This is a genomic window from Streptomyces sp. NPDC048484, assembly GCF_040651415.1.
Taxonomy (GTDB): domain Bacteria; phylum Actinomycetota; class Actinomycetes; order Streptomycetales; family Streptomycetaceae; genus Streptomyces.
On the sequence record NZ_JBEZJY010000005.1, the window covers coordinates 272,032 to 291,036 of the forward strand.

Below are 19,005 nucleotides of genomic sequence, written 5' to 3' on the forward strand. Positions count from 1 at the left end.
CATGGCCCCGCCGCTCGGCGACATCGCCCACCTCGGGCACGTCGAACTTCTTACCCCCGATCTGGACGCCAGCGTCCGGTTCTTCACCCAATACCTCGGCCTGACCGAGAACGGCCGCTCGGCAGACGGAGACTCCGTCTACCTGCGGACCTGGGACGACTACGAGCACCACAGCCTCGTCCTGACCGCGCACGAGACGTCGGGCATCCGGCGCACCGCCCTGCGTGCCTCCAGCGAGGAGGCCCTTCAGCGGCGGGTCAAGGAGGCCGGGAGCGCCGGCCGCGCGGGCCGCTGGGTCGAGGACGAGCCGGGCATCGGCCCGCTGTACGTCACCACCGACCCCGACGGCCACGAGGTCGTCCTCTACTGGGAGAGCGAGTGGTACCGGGCGCCCGACGAGCTGAAGCCCGGCCTGAAGAATCAGCCGCAGGCCAAGCCCGGGCACGGAGTGGGCGTACGCCGCCTGGATCACGTCAACTTCCTCGCTGCCGACGTCGCGTCGAACGGCGGCTTCGTCCACGAGGTCCTCGGTGCCCGGCCGACCGAGCAGATCCAGCTCGACGACGGCAGGATCGCCGCCCAGTGGCTGACCTTCAGCAGTAAGTCGTACGACATCGTCTACACCGAGGACTGGACCGGATCCCAAGGCCGCCTGCACCACATCGCGTTCGCCACGGACACCCGCGAGGACATCCTGCGGGCCGCCGACCTCGCCCTCGACACCGGCGTGTTCATCGAGACCGGCCCGCACAAGCACGCCATCCAGCAGACGTTCTTCCTGTACGTCTACGAGCCCGGCGGAAACCGGATCGAGCTGTGCAACCCGCTCACCCGCCTGGTGCTGGCCCCCGACTGGCCACTGATCACCTGGACCGAGAACGAGCGGAAGAAGGGCCAGGCCTGGGGTCTGAAGACCATCGAGTCCTTCCACACCCACGGCACGCCACCGGTCCCTGAGCCCCCGGGGAGGGGAGCCGCGCGGGACGCTCAGCCGTGGGCGTCCCGCTGATGTCCGGCCAGCGCGTGGGCGATGTCCCGCGTCGCCGGATACAGCCGCAGGTACAGGGCGTAGAGCTCGTCGTAGCGGGCGCGCAGGAGCGGGTCGGGAACGACCCGTTCGTGTACGGGGTTCCAGTCGTCGATGAGCGGGTCGCCGACCGATGCCGCGGCCAGGAACGCCGCGCCGTAGCTCGCGCCCAGCGAGACGGCCCTGACCTCCTGTTCCAGGCCCGTCACCGAGGAGACGATCCGGGTCCACAGACCGCCGCGGGTGCCGCCGCCCACGGCGACGACACGGCGGACGTACGCTCCGGCCGCGCGCATCGCCTCGACGTTGTGCCGGACGCCGAAGGCGGTCGCCTCCAGTGCGGCCCGGTACAGGTCGCCGCGGGTGTGCTCCACCGTCAGCCCGGCGATCACTCCGCGTGCGTGCGGATCGGCCACGGGCGTCCGCTCGCCCGCGAAGTACGGGAGCATCAGCAGCCCCCGCGCGCCGGGCCCGGAGGCCTCGGCCTCGGCGAGCAGCGCGGCGTGGTCGGGCGTCCCGAACAGCTCCCGCAGCCAGTCCGTGATCACACCCGACGTGGCCATACCGCCCGCGAGGCTGCGCGTACCGGGCAGGGCTCCGACGGTGCTCCACAGCTGGGGCACCAGCAGACGGTCGGCCACGGTGTTGATCAGGAACATGGTGCTGCCGTACATGAGCATGAGGTCACCGGTGTGTTGAGCCCCCACGCTCAGCGCCTCCGACCAGGCATCGACCGTGCCGGCGATCACCGGGATCCCGACGGGCAGCCCTGTCGCGTCCGTGGCCTCGGCCGTCACCCGCCCGGCGGTGTCTCCGGGCCACAGCAGGCGGGGCAGCTCCAGCCACGGCGCGATGTGCCGGGTCCACGGTTCGTACCACTCCTGGGCGACGGAGTCGTACAGCGGGACGGCCTGGCTGGCCGAGTGGTGGTCGAGTGCGTAGACCCCGGTGAGCCGGCGCACCAGGTACGAGCTGGGCATGTAGAGGCGCCGGGCCCGCGCGACCGTCTCCGGCTCGTGCTCGGTCAACCAGGCGATCTTGGGGCCCACAGCCTGGGTGGACAACAGGGACCCGCAGCGCCGCAGTACGGCGTCACGGCCCAACTCGGTCTCCAGCCGGGCGATCTGCTCGGTGGCCCGGGTGTCGACGCCGTACAGGATCGCCGGACGCAACGGGGTGTCCGCCGCGTCGGTGAGCGTGACGCACGGGCCCATACCGCTGACACCGACCGCGGTGACGCGAGCGCCGTCCCGCGAAAACCTCAGCAACTCCCGGGCGAGGGAGACGAACTCCTCCCACCACACCTGTGCGTCCATCTCGACGTGCCCGGGCCGCGGCCGGTCGACCGAGTGCGGCCGCAGAGCCGTCGCGAGTACCGTTCCGTCCTCGTCGACCAGCACGCCCTTGCTGCTGGACGTACCGATGTCGACCCCGAGCACCGCCATGTCCGCGTGTCTCCCCGCCTCTGCGTAAACGTTGTTCCACGGGATCGACGTTCTACGGGATCGACAGGGACCCGTCGCGCTGCGGCGGAATCGCCACGCCGTTCTGCTGGAGGGCGACGGTGCGCGCCGGGGAAGGAATGCGGATGCCCTCAAGGTGGTACCGCTTGTGCAGCCGCTTGATGAACTCGTGCTTGATCCGGAACTGGTCGCTGAACTCGCCGACGCCCAGGATCACGGTGAAGCTGATCCGTGAGTCCCCGAACGTGTGGAAGCGGATGGCGGGTTCGTGCTCGGGCATCGCGCCCTCGATCTCCGTCATGACCTCGACCACGACCTCGGAGGTGACGCGCTCCACATGCTCCAGGTCGCTGTCGTAACCCACGCCGACCTGCACCATCAGCGTCATCTCCTGTTCCGGCCGGCTGTAGTTGGTCATGTTGGTGCTGGAGAGCTGGGCGTTCGGGATGATGACGAGGTTGTTGGAGAGGTTGCGCACCACGGTGTTGCGCCAGTTGATGTCGACGACGTACCCCTCCTCCCCGCTGGTGAGCCGGATGTAGTCGCCGGGCTGGATCGTCTTCGAGGCCAGGATGTGGATGCCGGCGAAGAGGTTGGCGAGGGTGTCCTGGAGGGCCAGCGCGACCGCGAGACCGCCGACGCCCAGGGCGGTGAGCAGCGGGGCTATCGATATCCCCAGGGTCTGCAGGACGACCAGGCAGCCGATGGCCAGGACGACGACCCGGGTGATGTTGACGAAGATCGAGGCCGATCCCGCGACACCGGAACGGGACTGGGTGACGGCCCGCACCAGGCCGGCGACCACACGCGCCGCGGTGATGGTGGCGGCGAGCATGATCAGGACCGTCAGGATCTGGTTGACGGTGTGGTTGATCTTGCCGGTCAGCGGCAGCGCCGCCGCGGCGGCGGCCACCCCGCCCGTGATCGCCGCGACCGGCACCAGGGCGCGCAGGGCGTCGACGAGGACGTCGTCGCCGCTCCACCGGGTACGGGTCGCGTGCTTGCCCAGCCAGCGCAGGAGAAAGCGGAGCAGGAGGGTCGCCACGAGCCCGGCGATCAGCCAGACGCCCGCCAGGATCCAGTCGTGCGCGGTGAGGTCTCGGTTCACCAACTGCCTCCCATCGTGCCGGGAAGAGGGTGTACGCCCGTCATGTGAAGTGTCGTCACCTTGTAGCCACCTGCTGGTCGATTCCGGGAAGTGCCACCCCGTCGGTCATGACGAGTCGTCGACCGGCGGGACTGGCTCATCTTGCTACATGCGTGCGGGTGCTTCGCGGCGGAGCCGCTCGGGTCAGGCCATCTCCCACGGACAACGCCGCCAACTCGGTGCGTCTCCGGGCGCCTTGACGCCCTGTGCGGCCGGTCGGGGGGCCGAGCCCGCCTCGCCGTCCGTCCCGTTGGGGTGCCGTCGGAATCATTTCGGGCGGTACGCCAAGTTGGCCTGGATTGGCCTGGATGCGTCGGCACACGCGCCTCAGGAGTCACTGAACGATCCGTGCCGCCCGGCTCCCGCCGAGAACCGCGCCGCCCCCTCCAGGCCGTCCGCCAGCACGGCCATCCCGTGCCGCAGTTCACCCCGCATGGCGGCACGCTCGTCCAGGCCCTCCTGGTCGAGGGCCGAGCCGCGGTCGCCGCGGAGACAGGCCTGCGGGAAGCGGGCGATCGAGCCGGCCAGCGCCTCCGCCTCCACGCGCGCCCGGCCCGGCGGGACGACCCGGTTCGCGAGTCCCATCTCGTACGCCTCGAAAGCCGACACCGGACGGCCGGTCAGGATCATGTCCATCGCGCGGCCGGTGCCGACGAGGCGGGGAAGCCGTACCGTTCCGCCGTCGATGAGCGGTACTCCCCAGCGGCGGCAGAAGACCCCGAAGACCGCGTTCTCCTCGGCGACCCGCAGATCGCACCAGAGCGCCAGTTCGAGCCCGCCCGCCACGGCGTGACCCGCGACCGCGGCGATCACCGGCTTCGACAGTCGCATCCGGGTGGGCCCCATCGGTCCGTCGCCGTCCTCGGCGACGCGGTTGGCACGTTCCGTGCCGAGTGCCTTGAGGTCGGCCCCCGCGCAGAAGGTGCCGCCCTCGCCCCACAGCACCGCGACCCGGGCCGTCTCATCGTCCTCGAACGCCCGGAAGGCGCCGGCGAGTTCGGCCGCCGTGGGGCCGTCGACCGCGTTACGGGCCTCGGGGCGGCTGAGGACGACAGTGGTGACGTGCTCCTGACGTTCGATCCGGACCGGCATCGCGCGAACCCCTTCGTGAGGCGACGCCAGCAGGTTACTCCCGGGTCACCCCGCCGGAGCCGGGCCGTCGCCCCGCACGACGGGCGGCCCCGCCCGAAGCGGCCGGTCGAGGCGGGTGCCGGGTCGGGAGGAAGCGCACGGTCGGGAGGGGATGCCGGGGCCTGAGGGGATGCCGGGTCCTGAGGGGGCCACATCATTCAGATCATCTTCAGTCGCACGAGCGCGCCCAGCGTCAGCGCGCCCGGCAGCAGCGGGAGCCACACCGTGATGACGCGGTAGGCGAGCACCACCGCCGTCGCCAACGCGACCGGCCCGCCCGCCGCGACCAGCGCCACGATCAGCGCGGCCTCCACCGAGCCGATCCCGCCCGGCGTCGGCACCAGCGCGACGGCGACCGTGGCTGCGAGATAGGCGACCGCCATGTGCAGCGGGGGCACCGGAAGCGCCAGCGCCTGACCCACCGCGGCCAGCCCGGCCGCCTGGAGGAGGGGGAACGAGAACGAGCCGCCCCACAGCGCCAGAGCGCGAGCCGGTCGAGCGTGCACCGACCGGGCCTCGCCCAGCGCGGTCCGCAGGAAGCCGAACACGACGGTACGCACCCGCCGTACGAGCAGCAGGACCGTCACCGCGACGCACGCCGCCGCGCCGACGGCGAGCAGGAGCGGGCCCACCGCGCCGTCCGGCACCAGCTCGCTGATCCGCAGCGCGTCGGGAAAGGCGATCAACAGGGCCAGCAGCAGTCCGACGCGTGCGACGGACTCCGCCAGCATGTAGAGCGCGAGCGCGGAGGACGAACGGGCCAGCGGAACCCCGCACACCGTCATGAACCGCAGATTGACGGCGCTTGCGCCCAGCCCGGTCGGCAGGAGGTGGTTGGCGGCGCCCGCGGCGAACTGCGTCGCCAGCAGCCGGCGTCTGGGGAGCCGCTGGACGAGGGCGCCCTGCCGGGTGACGGCGGCCGCCACCCACGTCAGGCAGGTCGCAGCGGCCGCGGCCAGCAGCCAGGGCCACTTCGCCGAGGCGAGATGACCGAAGCCCTCCGCGAGTACGGACCGGTGCCGCACGGCGACCACGGCCACCAGGGCGAGCGGGAGCAGACAAAGGATCTGCCGGACCGGAAGGCGCCCGGGGAGGCGTCCGGGGAGGTTCTGGGGGAGCCGTTCGACCGTCACATCGGGAGAGGTTTTCCACGCCGCACCAACGTGAGGTTGCGTGCACGGGGACGGCGGCTGACACGCTGCGCACGGCAGCGGGTCGCCAGGCGCGGTGAGAGCCGGTGTGCCGGAGAACGGCCGCGGTTCGGTGAGTGTCATCGGTGCCCCCTTGACCTCAAGAATGCTTGAGGTTCTACGCTCGGTCCCATGAGTATGGAGACGACAGCCTGGACGCAGTTGTACAGCGTCATGAACGCCCAACGGGAGCGCCGGCCCTTCGCCCGCGCGACCCTCCGCCGTATCGCCGGATTCGCCCGCCCGCACCGGCGCCGGATCGCGCAGTTCGTGGTACTCAGTGTGGCGACGGCCCTGCTCGCCGTGGCGACGCCGGTCCTGGCCGGACGTGTGGTGGACGCGATCGTGGCCGACGGCGACGAGGGAACGGTCGTACGACTGGCCCTGCTCATCGCACTGATCGCGCTCGCCGAGGCGGCGCTCGGCCTGGTGAGCCGCTGGTTCTCCGCGACGCTGGGCGAGGGACTCATCCTCGATCTGCGGACAGCCGTCTTCGACCATGTGCAGTGCATGCCGGTCGCGTTCTTCACACGCACTCGTACGGGCGCGCTCGTCAGTCGACTCAACAACGACGTGATCGGCGCCCAGCGCGCCTTCAGCAACACCCTGTCCGGAGTGGTGGGCAACCTCGTCACCCTGCTGCTCACGCTCGCCGTGATGCTCACCCTGTCCTGGCAGATCACGCTGCTCGCGCTCGTACTGCTCCCGGTCTTCGTGGTGCCCGCCCGCCGGGTCGGCAGGCGGATGGCGAAACTCCAGCGCGAGGCCGCCGATCTCAACGCCTCGATGGGCACGCGGATGACCGAGCGCTTCTCCGCGCCCGGCGCCACCCTGATCAAACTCTTCGGCCGGCCCGGCGACGAGTCCGCCGAGTTCGCGGAACGTGCCCGCCGCGTACGGGACATCGGTGTGCGTACGGCGATGGCGCAGACGGTGTTCATCACGGCCCTCACCCTGGTCTCGGCCCTGGCGCTCGCGCTGGTCTACGGCCTCGGCGGCTGGTACGCCCTGCGCGGCAGCCTGGAGCCGGGCGCCATCGTCTCACTTGCCCTGCTGCTGACCCGGCTGTACGCGCCCCTCACCTCCCTCGCCGGGGCCCGCGTCGAGGTCATGAGTGCCCTCGTCAGCTTCGAGCGCGTCTTCGAGGTGCTCGACCTGAAGCCGCTGATCGAGGAGAAGCCGGACGCCCGCGCGGTGCCCGAAGGGCCGGTCGCCGTCGAGTTCACCGACGTCCGCTTCGGCTACCCGTCCGCGGACAAGGTCTCCCTGGCCTCCCTGGAGGAGGTCGCCGAGCTGGACACCCGGGCCGGTACCGAGGTCCTGCACGGCATCTCCTTCCGCGCCGAACCGGGCCAGACCGTCGCCCTCGTCGGCTCGTCCGGCGCAGGCAAGTCCACGGTCGCCGCACTGCTGCCACGGCTGTACGACACCGACGAGGGCTCCGTACGCATCGGCGGGGTCGATGTCCGCGACCTGAGCGCCGAGTCGATGCGGGTGACCCTCGGCATGGTCACCCAGGACGGCCACCTCTTCCACGAGTCCGTCCGCGCCAACCTGCTGCTCGCCCGCCCGGAAGCCGACGAGGACGACCTGTGGGACGTACTGCGCCGGGCTCGCCTCGAAGACCTCGTACGCTCCCTGCCCGACGGCCTCGACACGGTGGTCGGCGAGCGCGGCTACCGGCTCTCCGGCGGCGAACGCCAGCGCATGACCATCGCCCGGCTGCTCCTCGCCCGCCAGCGCGTCGTCGTCCTCGACGAGGCCACCGCCCACCTCGACAACACCTCGGAAGCCGCCGTCCAGGCGGCCCTCGCCGAGGCCCTGGAGGGACGCACCGCGGTCGTCATCGCGCACCGCCTGTCGACGGTACGGGCCGCCGACCAGATCCTCGTGGTCGAGGCGGGCCACATCGTCGAACGCGGCACGCACGACGAACTGCTGGCGGCGGGCGGACGGTACGCGGAGCTGTACCGCACCCAGTTCGACAAGCCGGGCAGCCACGACGGCCGGACCCCCGTCGACGGGGACGCCAAGGACGCGACCGACAAGGACGCGAACGAGGAGGGCGTGACCGAAATCGCTGTGGTGGGCGGGGCCCTGGCATAGGCAGCGCGTCCGACGCCGCCGGACTCCGGCGGCGTCGACGGCGCTCACCTGCCCGGTCACACAGTGCGCTGACCCATCTGAAGAGCTGTCATGCGTGACGTGCTGGATCGCCGGCCACTTCCGATTCGACACCTGGAAGGGCCAACTGCCCTCGGTGCGCCGGACCTTGAGAGTTTTGGAGCTCCGTTATGGTCAGTGGCCACCGATGAGGATCATGCCGGAGTGGAGCGGGGCTCCACTCCGGCAGCAACACGGCACGAAGGACGTCATGAAGATAGGTTTCGCCCTCCCGCAGTTCCACCGCGGTGTTCCGGCTCGTGGTCGTAACGGGGATCAGACGGCGAGCGAAGTCCCCTCGGGTGCGCGGTCTCGCGACGGTGCCGGCTGCTGGGGGTCCTGGGGGGCGGAGGGTTCAGGTTCCTCGTCCTCCGCCGCGTCCTCCTGAGGGTGCCAGGGCAGCCACGTAAAAGGGTCGTCGGTGGCGAGTGGTCGGGTCGCGTCGTACTCGGATTGGATGCGGGGCAGGGGAGTGATTTCTTTCCGAGCCGCTGCGAAGGCATCGGTCCTGAATTGTCTGCGCGACCTGCATGAACGGTACGAATTTCGCGTAAGAGGCAAGGCGTTACCCATTTCTGTCTCCCATCGAGTGCCCGAAGGAAACGAGGTGCCGCACAGTGCAATGGGTTGACTTTTCGCCACCCCGCCGTGACGCATTCGGCGCGATGGTTCACGTTGAAACAGTAATCAACAGGCTAAGTCAGTCCTAAGGGTGAGGCAAGTAATGGCTGTAGGGATGCGTGATTGACCAGAACCGGCCGAACTCCGGTGCCCGCGCTCGGGCATCTTCGCAACCGTCGTCTGCAGATGGGAAGCCGCAGGACATGACGTCTTTTTGTGGTGTCGCATATCCGGAAGGGTGCTCTCCTTGTATTCCGGAGTGTGCCCGTATGGGGTGAGCCGGCGGACCGGTTCATGCCCGTTTCGGTCTCCCGGCGGGGTGCCGACAGCGATATTCACGCCGTACAGCGCCGTGGCGACGCGGGGAGGGGCGGCGGACGGTGCCCCGCGCGGTGTGCGGCCGCCACTCCCCGCCGACGGGGGTCCACAGGCCTCAGCGGGCCCGGGAGAGCGTGTCCGCCGGGACGCGGCCGACTGGGGACAGACTGCAGTCCACGGCTCGCGCCGCCCGGATGGTGACGCCCACCTCCAGCGGCACGTGCGGCGCTGTCCCGGTGAAGCGGTACCGCTGGAGCAGCGTCGCCACGGCGAGTTTCATCTGGAGCATGGCGAAGTGGTTGCCGATGCAGGAGCGCGGGCCGCCGCCGAGCGGGAACCACGCATAGCGCGGCCTGCGGCTCTCTTCCTCCGGGCGGAAGCGGTCGGGGGCGAACCGCTCGGGGTCCGGCCAGTAGGAGGGATGGCGGTGCGTCACCCAGGGCGACACGTACACGTAGGCCCCCGCCGGTATCGCGTACCCGTCGATGACTGTCGACCGCGCCGCCCGCCGGATCAGGACCGGCGCCGCGGGGTAGAGGCGCATGGCCTCCTTGAGCACTCGCTCCACGGAGGGCAGCGCGTCCAGGTCGGCAGGAGTGGGCCGGCGTCCGCCGAGAACGGAACGCACCTCGTCGCGGACGGAGTCCTGGACGTCCTGGTGCTGCGCCAGCATGTGCATGGTGAACGTGAGCGACGTCGCCGTGGTGTCCGACCCCGCCAGCAGGAAGACCAGTACCTGGTCGCGCAGTTCCTCGTCGGTCAGCGGGGTGTCCTCGTCGCTGCGCGCGTTGATGAGCAGGGTCAGCAGATCTGTCCCCGCCTCATCGCCCGAGGTGGCGCTGCGCCGACGCTGCTCGATCAGGCGGTCGCACAGCGCGTGCAGCTCCTCCTGGGCCGCGCGCGCCCGGCGGTTGGCGGGTGTGGGGAAGGAGCGGGGCAGGTTCAGCGGCATGAGCCCGCGCCGGAGGGTGTAGGTGCTCAGGGCGGGCATGCAGCGCCGCACTACTTCCGTCGCCTGTTCGGCGTCCGAGCCGAACAGGATGCGGGTGATCATCCTCACCGTGAGCCGGCTCATGTCCTCGTTCAGGTCGGGCCGCCCGTCGCGGTCGGCCTCCCATTCGGCGCACAGGGCGTCGGCCTCGTCGCAGACGGCCGTGGCGTAGTCCGCCACCCGCTTCTTCGCGAACAGGGGGGAGAGGAGCCGGCGTTGCCTGATGTGGTCGTCGTCGAGGCTGCTGAGCAGGCCGTTGCCGAAGGTCTGCCGCATCTCCTGCGAGAAGCGGTCGTCCTTGCGGAAGTTGGCCGACTGGCCGGCCAGCACCTGCTGGGCGCCGGCGGCGGAGAAGACGAAGTGGATCGTTGTGCGCAGTCCGGGGGGCCCGGACACGATCCGCACCACGTCACCGTGCTCCCTTCGGGCCCGTTCGTACGTGCCCAACGGGTCGCGCCGCAGGTCCAGCAGCGAGGCGAGAAGCGGCAGTCCATCGACAGTGGGTACCTCGGTCGGTTTCGGCTCCATCCCCGGCATCCCTTTCCATGGCTCGGCGGCAGGCGGTGACCGGCCTGGCCCCTGGGGGCGTCGGCCCGCCGACCTTTCCTTCCATTGGATGCCGGGCCGTCGGCTCCGCGACAGGGCCGTCCGGCTCGCCTGTGTCCTCCGTGGCCCACGCTTGTGCCCTTGTGCGTCCGGATCCGCTCAGGATCGGTCAGGGCGGGCCGCCGTGGCGCCGGGTGGGTTCGTCCGTCACGCCGGGGCGGTGGTACGCCGCTCACACCGCGAGGCGCTCCGGGAAGCTCTGGTATGTGGTGTAGCCGTCCAGGCGGCCGAGGGCCGACCGTACGGACGGCCGCCCCGCGTAGGGCAGCAGCCTGGTGCGCAGGTCCTCGAGCCGGTCGGCGGTGCGCGGGCAGCGAATCCGGCCGTAGTGGTCGAGCAGTTGGTCGGTGACGGCGCAGGCCCGGTCCAGCCGTCCCTCCAGCAGATGGACTTCGCCCAGTTTGGCGAGTGTCAGCGCCCGGGCGCGGTGCGCGCGCGGCGGCCGGTGCCGCAGGGACGCGGCGAACGCCTGAGTGGCCCTGCCGTAGTCGCCGAGACTCTGGTGCACATGGCCCCGCTGGTAGTGCAGTGCGGCCATGGGGTAGCCGCTGAACGGCGAGGAGGGCTCGTCCTGTCCGCCGTGCAGCGTCATGGCGTCGGAGAGGGCCGAGAGCGATCGGTGTTCCTCACCGGCCGTCGCGTGCACCACGGCGAGATGACTCATCAGATACGCCCGGATGGGCGGCGGTGCGTCCTCGGGCGCTGTCGACCACGCCGAACGGGCGAGCGCCGGGTCCCGGTGCCCGAGCTGGTTCGCCTGTGCACTCATCGCCCGAAGCGTGACGGCGTACTGGGTACGGTCCCCGGCCTCGATCGCCAGTTGCGCGGCCACGTGGAAGTACTGCTGCGCCACCCCGCTTTGACGGCAGTCCGCGGACATGCGGGCCAGCAGATGGGTCAGCCGGGACAGCCTTCCGAGGAGCAGTGAATGGGTCCGCCGGTCGGTTCGGGCGGCGAGGAAGGTGGCGCCGTCCGTGGCCAGATAGGCGGCCAGTGCGGTGCGTCCGTGGGCGCCGCCGTAGGTGTCGATGGTCTCCGCGTAGTGCGTGATGGTGTGCGACAGGGCTGCGAGATGGCCGGGTCCGAGCCGCCAGTCGCCCTGCGTGGGCTGCGGCTCCGTGTCGGTCCAGGCCGGAGGGGTGCTGCCCAGGCGGAAGGGAGAGACGCGAAACGCCCTCCGGGTTCCCGGCGCGGTGTCCGCCGTGGTCAGCATCGCCAGCGCCTCCCGGCCCCTGCCGCCGGTCGCGCGCAATGCGTCGGTCGGCTCGTCCGGAACGCGTGCCAGTCCGGTCTCCTGGACGCTGATGTGCCGACCGAGCCGCCGGGTCAGGGTCTCGGCCACCAGCATGGGTACCGGGGCCGGAGGCCGGGAGCCGGCCAGCCACCCGGCGACCGACTTGCGGTTGTACCGGAGCACCCGCCTGTTCTCTGCGGCGGCGAGATTGACGGACCGGGCCAGAGCTTCGCCCGACAATCCCGCCTCCCGTATTAGCCGTTTCAGCTGCTGATTCGGATGACTGCGTGCCACGTCAACTCCTCCGAGCGCATTTCGGTGCAGAAACGCAAATCCGCCGGTGACGGCTCTGTGCCCGGCAGTTGCCGTAATGCTGCGACCGCCTGTCGGTCCCCTCTCTTGATCAGGAACCATTTGTCGTCTAACCGCATCGGCCGAATAAGTAACGGGTTGTTTCCGGCCACTCTCCGTTCGTTCCGGGGCCCGTTGGAGCCAGACCGCACAATGCGTTCGGTCGCGAGTTCACAAGTTCACAAGAAAGCGACCCGTGGGACACCGAAACGTACGGAACCCTCTGGCACGGTCCTGCGGCCGCTGCTTGACTTCTGGTGTCGGTGGATCAGTGAATTCGCTTCCCTTATTGCGAAGCTGTTTCCGGGCGGGATCGCGCGGTGCGCTTCCCAGGCCGCCGGCACAGAACAGAGCACAACACGGTGCCCGCGAAGACCGGGTGCGCCGCCGGCACCGGCCCCGGTCGAGGACACCGGGCCCCGGTCGAGCCCCCGTGCTACGCGCAGGCCGGCCCCGAGCGCGTCGGTACCGGTGGCCACCGCACGAAGGCACCTCGCGGAACGGCCCGGCGAACCCGCGGGCCACGCACCGCACCCGTCATGACCTGCCCAGTGGGAGTGGAGACGACGTCCATGAACCAGACAGAGGTCCTCAGCCCTCCGGCTGCGGACACCGTCAGGGAGACGCTGGCCGAATGCAGGGCGGCCACGCTTCCCGCCCTGCGTACCGCGGTGGAGGGACTGCATCCGCGGCTGGCCCGCATCAGCGCCTATCACCTGGGCTGGTGCCTGCCCGACGGCACACCCACCGACGGCCACACCGGCAAGATGCTGCGCGCCGCCCTGGCCATGCTCGCGGCGCGGGCGTTCGGCGCGAGTACGGCGTCGGCCGTGCCCGGTGCGGTCGCCGTCGAACTGGTGCACAACTTCTCCCTGCTGCACGACGACCTGATGGACGCCGACGAACTGCGGCGGGGCCGTCCCACCGCCTGGGTGGCCTTTGGGCGGGGGCCCGCCGTACTGGCGGGCGACGCGTTGCTGAGCCAGGCCTTGCGGGTCGTCACCGAAGTCCGGGGAACCCCGGTGCAACCGGCGACCGCGGCCATCACGTCGGCGGTGGACGCCATCATCCAGGGGCAGGCCGCCGATCTGGAGCTGGACGGCTACCTGGTGGACGAAGTGGACACCGACGACTACCTCGCCGCGTGCGCCAAGACCAGCGGCCTCCTCGGCGGCTGCCTCGAAGTCGGCGCGGTCCTGGCCCATGCCCCCGCGCCGGCGGTCCGCATGCTCCGCTCCGCCGCCTGGGACCTGGGCGTGGCGTGGCAGATCGCCGACGACATCGAGAGTCTGTGGGGAGATCCCACGGCCAGCGGCAAGGACTCCTACGGTGACCTGCGCAGCGGCAAGAGGACCTATCCCGTCATCGCCGCCCTGCGCTCCGACACCCCGGCCGCCTCCCGGCTGGCCTCCCGGCTGAGTGCCACCGAGACCCCCGCGGAGGACGAACTGGCCGCTCTGGCCGGTCTCGTGAAGGAAGCCGGCGGGCGTGCAGCGGCCGAGCGGACCGCCCGCCGTTACCTCGACCAAGCCCTGCACACGCTGAGCCGGGCGGGCGGAGAGGCCGGCGCCGTCGGCACCCTCACCGCCCTGTTCCGCCATGTGCTGGCCCGTCACCAACAGTGGACCACCCGGGTCCCGACCGCCCCCGCCATGAAAGGAGCAGTCCTGTGAACGCGGCCGAGGGCACCGACACGACGACAGGCACAAGCACCCGCACGGTCCCCGCCGCCGATGCCGGTCCCCAGGCATGGCTCGACCACGCCAGGGAGGTGACCGACCCGGTGCTGCGGGAAGCGGTGGACTCGCTGCACCCGCAGGCACGGATCGTCGTCGGCTACCACCTGGGATGGTGGGACGAACACGGCAGGCCGGTCACCGCCGGCTGGGGGAAGGCCGTACGTCCCGCCCTCGCCCTGCTCTCCGCACAGGCCCTCGGGGCCCCTGTCGGGACCGGCGCACACTGCGCCGCGGCTGTGCAACTCGCCCACGATTCCTCACTGTTGCACGACGACATCATCGACCGCGACGACCTGCGCCGTCACCGGCCCGCCGCCTGGCGCGCCTTCGGCGTCCCCGGCGCACTGCTGGCCGGTGACGCCATGCTCGCCCTGGCGGTCTCCCTGGTCCGCCACGACAGTCCAGGTGCCCCGGCCACCGCAGCGCTGAACGAGGCCGTGCAGCAGTTCATCGGCGGGCAGTTCGAGGACATCGGGTTCGAGGGACGGGCCGAGGTCTCCCTCGCCGAGTGCACCACCATGGCCGCGCGGAAGACCGGCGCGCTCATGGGCGCCGCGTGTCGTCTGGGCGCCCTGGCGGGCGGGGCGGACGAGGCGCGGGCGGCGGAACTGGATGCCTTCGGCCGCTCCCTCGGCCTGGCCTTCCAGCATGTGGACGACCTGCTCGGCATATGGGGCAACCCCAGGGCGACGGGCAAACCGGCCGGCGCCGACCTCCACGCCCGAAAGAAGAGCCTGCCCGTGGTGGCCGCCCTGGGATCGGACGGCTCCGAGGCCGCCGAACTGGCCGAGCTCTACGCCCGCGATCCCGCCACGGACGACGCCGGCGTCCTCCGGCACGCCGCCTCCCTCGTCGAGCGCGCGGGAGGGCGGCATCGGACCAGCGGCCTCGCCCGCCGATACCTGGCCGAGGCGCTGGACCACCTCGACGCCACCCACCTGCCCGCCTTCGACACCCGGCCACTGCGCGTGCTCGCCGCGTGGCTGGCTCTCCGCGACCACTGACGCCGCTGCCCCGGCGCCCCACCGCCCCGCCTCGGCCGTCCACCCCGGTCGGTCGACGGCCCGGCCTTTCTCCCAGTCCCTTGCCGTGCCCTTCCGTGGGCCGGCGTCCACCCGGCCGGCGGCCGGGAAAGGAGAGACATCGTGCACAGCCCGGCCTCTGATCCGGTCCTGGACACCGTCCTGCCCCGCTGGCCTTTCCCCGCCGCACCCGCGCGTGACCCCGGCGACATCGCCGCCGTCGAGACCGGCGGCGCCGAGTGGGCCAGGCGCCTGGGCCTGATCGACTCCGGCGACCCCCGCCACCCGCTGCGCCGCCTGTGCGCGGGCGAGCTGGTCAGCCACGGCTATCCGCGCGCGGACACCGGTATCCGCGTACTCATCACCCAGTGGACGATGTGGTACTTCAACCTCGACGACCACTTCGAGGACGGAGCCGCCGGCGCCAGCGCCGCCGCCGCCGACCGGGCCGCGGCCCCGCTCAGGCGCCTGGTGGACGCCGCCAGGCGCCGCGAACAACTGCCCACCGCCGAGGACGCCCTGCAGCGCGCGCTGGCGGACCTGCTGGAGCGGACCGCTCAGCACATGGCGCCGGTGCAGTTCGGCGAACTCCTCGCGCATCTGGACGACTACTTCACCTCCCTCGTCGTGGAGTCCGACTACCGGGCACGCGGTGTCCTGCCCGGCGTCGACTCCTACATCGCCCTGCGCCGCGACACCGGACCCGTGCTGCCGTTGCTGGACTTCGTGGAACAGGCCGAGTCGGTACGGCTGCCGGCGCGCTTCTACGGCACCCCCGAGTACACCGAGATGATCGGCTGCGCGGCCGACATCGCGTCCTGGATCAACGACCTGTGTTCGGTGTCGAAGGAACTGGACCGCCCGGACGCCTACAACCTCGTGGTCCTGCTGCACCGCCTGGAGAACAAGTCGCTCAAGGACGCCGCCGCCGAGACCCTCGACCGGATCGAGCAGCGGGTACGGGCGCTGAAGCAGGCGCTGGCGCGGGCCGGCGGCCCCACCGGCACGGGCGGCCCCTACACCGCCGCGGAGAAAGCGGCCCTGAGGACCTGGGCGGACGGACTGCTCAGCTTCCAGAACCACGTCGAGTGGTATCTGCGGCACGGTCGCTACGACCGGGACGAGCCCCGCTCGGAGGTCCCCGCATGAGCGGCGGCCGGCCCGCGGTGAAGGGCACGGCCGCCGCGGCGTCCCGCGCGGCCGGACCGCACCCGGACGGACGCCCCCACGTCGTCGTGGTCGGAGCGGGCATCGCCGGCCTCACCAGCGCCTTCCTCCTGCAGCGGCGCGGCTGCCGGGTCACTGTGCTCGAAAGCTCCGGGCCGCAGTACGTGGGCGGCCGGATGAGCTCCGTACGGCGCGGCGAGTTCTTCGTCGACACCGGCGCCTCCCTGCTGTCCCGGCGCTACCACGCGATGCTGCGGCTCGCGGAACTGGCGGGGGCCGACGACCGGCTGCTGCCCTCCTCCGACCGCATCGGACTCATGCGCGACCGGCGGGTGCACCATGTGCACGTCGGCTCCCTGCCGCGGATGGCTGCCGGTCTGCTGCGGTTCGCGCCGTTCCCGTCCGACCTGCCCAAGCTGATGCTGGACCACCTGCGCATCCGGCGTTCGCTGGACTGGTACGACATGTCCGCGGCGGCCCGCCACGACGGCGAGTCCGTCGCCGGCTACGCGGTCCGCCGCGGGCTGCGGCCGGGCACCGTCGACCACCTGCTGGACCCGCTGTGCATGCTCGCCTCGCTGCAGGACGTCGAACGCACCTCGTCCGTGGCACCGTTCATGCTCCTCAACTCCCTGCTGGGCGGCGGCGGCCTGTTCACCTTCCGCGACGGGGTCGGGGCGCTGCCGCGGCTCCTCGCCGCCCAACTGCCCGTCACCCACCACGCCACGGTCCGTCAGGTCGAGGAGAGTGCCACCGGGGTCGCGGTCACCTGGCAGGCGCAGGACGGGACGGGGGAGCACACCGAGCGGGCCGACGCCTGCGTGCTGGCCGTGCCCGTCTCCCGGACACCGGACCTCTACGGCCAGATGCAGCGGCCGTTCAGCGAGTTCTTCCGGCGTGTCGAGTACACCGGCAGCGTCCACGTGGCCTTCGGCCTGGACCGGCCCACCGCCGAACGGGCCGTGATGGTCAACGTCCCGCGGTCCGAACACCCCGCGCTCGTGGGCGTGATCCTGCCGCACAACACCGCCCCCGGCCGGGTCCCGGAGGGCCGGGGGCTCGTCATGGCGCACTTCCGCGGCTCCTGGTCGGACCGCCACCGCGACCTGCCCGAGGAACAGCTCGTCGACCACGCGCGGTCGGCCCTGCGGACCGTGGGGCTGACGCCCGAGACCGAGAACCACACCGTCATGACCCACGTCATGCGTCCCGGTCAGTGCGTGGTCTTCCGCCGGCCCGGCGACTACCGGGAGATGGCCCGGCTCAGCTCGGCATGGCCGGTCACCTCCCGGGTCCGCCTCGCCGGCGGCGACTTCTTCACCCAGTCCAGCACCCATCACAGCATCTGCTCGGCGGTGCAGGTGTCCCGCCAGCTCTGGGAGCGGCTGGAGGCGGCGCCCGCGCCGGCCCGACCGCATGTACCTGTCTCCGCTCGGAAAGGAACACAGTGAACGCCACGGGCACCAAGGAACCGATCATCGTCGTGGGAGCCGGCATCGCCGGCATGACCGCGGCCTTCCGCCTCCAGCTGGCCGGGCACCCGGTCCGCGTCCTGGAGGCCGAGGACCGCGCAGGCGGCCGCATGCGCACGGTGGAACGCCGCGGCTACCACATGGACCTGGCCGCGATCCTGCTGATCGAGAACTACACGCAGATGCGTGACCTCGTCCGCGACCTCGGCATCGAGGACACCACCCTGCGCACCAACAACCTCGTCGGGATCCGCCGCGAGGGCCGCGTCCACCGGCTGCGGGCGGACCGGCCCACCGACCTCAAGCGCTCGGGCCTGCTCCCCTGGAGTTCGCTGCCCGCCATGGTGCGGCTGCAGTCGGACCTCAAGAAGTACGCGAACCGGCTGCGCTGGGACAGCGACATGGGAGAGGCGGCCGCCCTCGACACCGAGACCGCCGCCGCCTACGCGGAGCGCCGGCTCGACACCCAGTTCCGCGACTGGGTCGTGGACCCGATGAGCGCCATGTTCTTCAACTCGCCCCCCGACCTGTCGGTGGTCAACTTCCTGTTCTCGATGCCGGCCGTGAACTCCGCCTGGTTCAACTTCCACGACCGGGTGGACACCCTCACCACGACGCTCGCCTCCCGGCTGGACGTGGAGACCCGCGCCGAGGTCACCCAGGTGGAGGAGACTGCAGACGGCGTCCGGGTGCACTGGCGGCGCGAGGGCGAACCCGAGCACACCGAGGAGGCCGCCGCGGCGGTGGTCGCTCTGCCCGGCCCGGTCGCCGCCCGGCTGTGCCCCGGTCTGGCCCCGGCGACACTGGACTACCTGGCCAACGTGCCGTACGTACCGGACATCCACGTGTACTTCGGCGTCGACCGGGTCCCGGACGAGACGGCCACCTGCGTGCTCTTCCCGCAGCGCGAACACCCCGACCTAGGGGTCATCACCTTCAACCACAACTTCGCCCCCGGCCGCGCCCCGCAGGGCCACGCCCTGCTGACCAGCTACTACCGCTACCCCTGGGCGATGCGGCACTGGGAGGCCGACGACGAGGAGGTCACCGAGCTGACCCACGAGGTGCACCGGCAGGCCTGGCCGGAGATGGCCCGGCACATCGAGGCCCACCAGGACATGGCGTACGTGCAGCGCTGGAAGAACGCCGTCATCCTGCGCAAGCCCGGCGACTACGCGCGGCTGCGCGACTTCAACCGCGGCCTCGACACCCGCTCGCGCATCCAGCTCGCCGGGGACTACCTCGCCTTCAGCGCGACCAACTCCAGCCTCGTCACGGGCGAGCGCGCCGCCGAGCGGGTGAGCGAGGTCGTCAGCACCGGTGCGGTCGCCGCCGGCCACCGCTAGGGAACGCGGTCGGCCGC

13 protein-coding genes are annotated in these 19,005 nt (G+C 71.4%); 7 read left to right on the forward strand and 6 right to left on the reverse strand.

Features of this window, described 5'->3' with window-relative positions; translation table 11 throughout:
* Nucleotide 1 precedes the first annotated feature (1 nt).
* Entirely contained in the window at nucleotides 2-1,009 is a 1,008-nt protein-coding gene (locus AB0D14_RS07445) for a catechol 2,3-dioxygenase (protein ID WP_362775757.1), read from the forward strand.
* Here the strand turns inward: AB0D14_RS07445 and AB0D14_RS07450 are convergent.
* From AB0D14_RS07450 to AB0D14_RS07465, 4 genes are all read right to left on the reverse strand, one after another.
* A complete protein-coding gene (locus AB0D14_RS07450) occupies nucleotides 988-2,472 on the reverse strand; it encodes an FGGY-family carbohydrate kinase (protein ID WP_362775758.1) in 1,485 nt (494 codons plus the stop codon). The two genes, AB0D14_RS07445 and AB0D14_RS07450, sit on opposite strands and share 22 nt — an antisense overlap.
* Nucleotides 2,473-2,524: 52 nt before the next feature.
* Entirely contained in the window at nucleotides 2,525-3,598 is a 1,074-nt protein-coding gene (locus AB0D14_RS07455) for a mechanosensitive ion channel family protein (protein ID WP_362775760.1), read from the reverse strand.
* Between the two features lie 366 nt (nucleotides 3,599-3,964).
* A complete protein-coding gene (locus tag AB0D14_RS07460; protein ID WP_362775762.1) occupies nucleotides 3,965-4,729 on the reverse strand; it encodes a crotonase/enoyl-CoA hydratase family protein in 765 nt (254 codons plus the stop codon).
* A gap of 197 nt (nucleotides 4,730-4,926) precedes the next feature.
* On the reverse strand, nucleotides 4,927-5,901 hold the full coding sequence (locus tag AB0D14_RS07465) for a lysylphosphatidylglycerol synthase transmembrane domain-containing protein (RefSeq protein WP_362775764.1): 975 nt from the start codon (nucleotides 5,899-5,901) through the stop codon (nucleotides 4,927-4,929).
* Nucleotides 5,902-6,090: 189 nt separating this feature from the next.
* Here AB0D14_RS07465 and AB0D14_RS07470 point away from each other — a divergent pair, with 189 nt between their 5' ends.
* On the forward strand, nucleotides 6,091-8,064 hold the full coding sequence (locus AB0D14_RS07470) for an ABC transporter ATP-binding protein (RefSeq protein WP_362775766.1): 1,974 nt from the start codon (nucleotides 6,091-6,093) through the stop codon (nucleotides 8,062-8,064).
* A 1,111-nt stretch (nucleotides 8,065-9,175) separates the two neighbouring features.
* Here AB0D14_RS07470 and AB0D14_RS07475 read toward each other — a convergent pair.
* Together AB0D14_RS07475 and AB0D14_RS07480 are read right to left on the reverse strand one after the other, a co-directional pair.
* Nucleotides 9,176-10,579 carry a cytochrome P450 gene (locus AB0D14_RS07475; RefSeq protein WP_362775768.1) on the reverse strand — a complete coding sequence of 468 codons (1,404 nt, stop codon included), beginning with the start codon at nucleotides 10,577-10,579 and terminating at the stop codon, nucleotides 9,176-9,178.
* A 250-nt stretch (nucleotides 10,580-10,829) separates the two neighbouring features.
* Entirely contained in the window at nucleotides 10,830-12,131 is a 1,302-nt protein-coding gene (locus AB0D14_RS07480) for a hypothetical protein (RefSeq protein WP_362775770.1), read from the reverse strand.
* Between the two features lie 683 nt (nucleotides 12,132-12,814).
* Between AB0D14_RS07480 and AB0D14_RS07485 the strand changes: the two genes are divergently transcribed.
* The 5 genes from AB0D14_RS07485 to AB0D14_RS07505 all read left to right on the forward strand — a co-directional run bounded on the left by AB0D14_RS07485 (nucleotide 12,815) and on the right by AB0D14_RS07505 (nucleotide 18,988).
* Complete coding sequence (locus AB0D14_RS07485; protein ID WP_362775772.1) at nucleotides 12,815-13,915, forward strand: polyprenyl synthetase family protein; 1,101 nt, start codon at nucleotides 12,815-12,817, stop codon at nucleotides 13,913-13,915.
* Nucleotides 13,912-14,985, forward strand: coding sequence for a polyprenyl synthetase family protein (locus tag AB0D14_RS07490; protein ID WP_362775774.1), 1,074 nt, complete (start codon nucleotides 13,912-13,914; stop codon nucleotides 14,983-14,985). Before AB0D14_RS07485 ends, AB0D14_RS07490 begins: the two co-directional genes overlap by 4 nt.
* A 141-nt stretch (nucleotides 14,986-15,126) precedes the next feature.
* The gene (locus tag AB0D14_RS07495; protein ID WP_362775775.1) at nucleotides 15,127-16,152 is read left to right on the forward strand and encodes a terpene synthase family protein; all 1,026 of its coding nucleotides are present in this window, start codon (nucleotides 15,127-15,129) and stop codon (nucleotides 16,150-16,152) included.
* The gene (locus AB0D14_RS07500) at nucleotides 16,149-17,621 is read left to right on the forward strand and encodes an NAD(P)/FAD-dependent oxidoreductase (protein WP_362775777.1); all 1,473 of its coding nucleotides are present in this window, start codon (nucleotides 16,149-16,151) and stop codon (nucleotides 17,619-17,621) included. Before AB0D14_RS07495 ends, AB0D14_RS07500 begins: the two co-directional genes overlap by 4 nt.
* Nucleotides 17,618-18,988, forward strand: coding sequence for an NAD(P)/FAD-dependent oxidoreductase (locus tag AB0D14_RS07505; protein ID WP_362775778.1), 1,371 nt, complete (start codon nucleotides 17,618-17,620; stop codon nucleotides 18,986-18,988). Before AB0D14_RS07500 ends, AB0D14_RS07505 begins: the two co-directional genes overlap by 4 nt.
* Nucleotides 18,989-19,005: the final 17 nt, after the last annotated feature.